Annotated in this window: 2 protein-coding genes; both read right to left on the reverse strand. The window is 62.5% G+C overall.

Translation table 11 applies throughout. From position 1 onward, the window contains the following. On the reverse strand, nucleotides 1-1,105 hold a 1,105-nt coding region (locus H5U38_07820), incomplete at its 3' end, for an efflux RND transporter periplasmic adaptor subunit (GenBank protein MBC7186923.1). A 170-nt stretch (nucleotides 1,106-1,275) separates the two neighbouring features. Then, nucleotides 1,276-2,053 (reverse strand): serine/threonine-protein phosphatase (locus H5U38_07825; GenBank protein ID MBC7186924.1); only part of this gene is annotated, 778 nt, incomplete at its 5' end.

Raw genomic sequence — 2,053 nt, forward strand, 5'->3', positions numbered from 1 at the left:
GATGGTGGCCGAGTGTGACCACGCGATCCCTGAGCTGCGGAGCGAGGACCTCCGTGACCTCCTGGGTGGCGATGCCCGGCGTGATGGGGACAAAATGGGCCACAGTCCCGGTGGAGTCCACCACAAAGACCGCCTTCTGCACGTCGCGCGTGACGATGGCGCGGGAGGGGACAAGCTGTGCGCGCTCGTTGCTGGCCAGCACCACGCTCACGCGCGCAAACATCCCTGGTTTGAGGATCAGCGAGTCGTTGTCCACCTCCACTTCCACTTCTGCCATGCGCGATTCTTCGCGCAGCATGGGAGCCACGCGAGCGACCTGCGCAGGGAAAAGGCGCTGCGGAAAGGCGTCCACGCTCACCGTGGCCGATTGGCCGGGGTGCACGCGGCCATAGTCCCGCTCGGTGATCGTGGTACGCACGATGACCTTCTCGATTCCCACCACCGAGATAATCGGGGCATTGGCGGTGAGCAGGGCGCCTTCGTCCACAAAGCGCTCGCCCGTGAAGCCAGGCGCAGGGGCAGTTAGCACGGTGTAGTTAAGCCGGATCTGCGCCGATTTTAGGGCCGCCTCGCGCTGCTCCACTTGTGCCTGCGCCAATTTGAGGCGCGACTGCTGCGCTTCGTAGTTGGTGGTGGCCGCGTCCAGTTCGGCCGGCGAGGCGATCCCCTTTTCCCTGAGTTGCTGCACGCGTTCGAATTCTTGTCTGGCCAAGGCGAACTGGCTCTGCGCCTCGCTCAGCGAGGCTTGCGCAATCTTCAAGCTTGCTTCTGCCTCGCGGACCGCCTGTTGGTACTCCGCATCGTCGATCTTGGCCACGATTTCATCTCGGCGCACTGGGTCGCCAATGCGCTTGCGGATCTCCACCACGCGTCCCGCCACCTTCGGGGCAATGAGGTAGCGATAGATGGGGTGGACGGTGCCCACAAACTGCCGCACCTCGCTGATGGGGCCGTAACGGACGCTATCCACCTCCACCGCCACTGGGGGGCGTTGGCCGCGCGGCGGGCCCCCGGCCGGTTTTTTTGTGACTAACTGAATGACCCGAAAAACTACGGCGAGCACCACAACGCCAACTATCAGACGTACCACAAGCTTCTTGTTCATGGAGTTTCCTTAGATGCGGGAAAGATGCCTTTCTGTTATACCTCGAGCTGCCACTGTCGGCTGCGCGCTCGGCAGAAGCTCACACGCTTTTAACACCGAGCCGCGCGATTTCCTGCGGCGGTAGTAGCGCAATACGCCTCTTGGAGGAGCTTCTCGCCGGCGATGGGGTCTCATGTGCGCCGGAGAATAGCGATGGAAAAGTCGTCTTCCAGGCGGGCCTCGCCTACAAAGTTTTCCACTTCGGCGATCACTTGCTTCCCCATTTGCTCCGCAGAACTCCACCGCTCGCTGGTGAGGATATTGGCAAGGCGTGCCTCGCCAAAGGACTGCTGCTGTTGGTTGCGACATTCGGTGATGCCATCGGAGTACAGCAGCAAGATCTCGCCTTTCTCCAGGTGGAGGTGTTGCAGGCGATAGCGAGTCTTGGGTGTCAGGCCGAGCGCTGCCTCGCCGCGCGGCAGCTCCTGGCACTGCCCGGCTTTGAGCAGAAAGGGGGGCAAGTGTCCAGCGTTGAGCAGTTGGATCCGTCCATTCCGGGGGCTCACTGCCACGACAATCAGCGAGACGAAGCGCTGCGGGAGCCCGTCGCGACAAAGGATTTCGTTCAGGCGCGTGCCCAGCGCGCTCAACGAGGGGAGCGAGTCCGCCAAAGCGCGCAGCGTGGCTTGCACCTTGGCCATGCACAGCGCGGCGCCAAGCCCTTTGCCGGCCACATCGCCCAAGCAAACCGCCAGACGTCCGCGGGCGAGCGGCACATAGTCCACCAGGTCGCCGCCGACTTCATTAGCCGGATGGGTGTAGAGCCAAATGTCCCAGCCTGAGAGCACCGGCTTCTCCTTGGGGAGCAGGGCATCCTGGACCGCCTTGCCGGCCACGAGCTCGTCTTGGAAAAGGAGCTTGTCTTTCAGCTCTAAGAGGAGGACGATCAGGAGAAGAGAAAACCCAAGA

This window comes from Calditrichota bacterium, assembly GCA_014359355.1.
In the GTDB taxonomy this organism is placed as follows: domain Bacteria; phylum Zhuqueibacterota; class Zhuqueibacteria; order JANLFK01; family Oleimicrobiaceae; genus Oleimicrobium.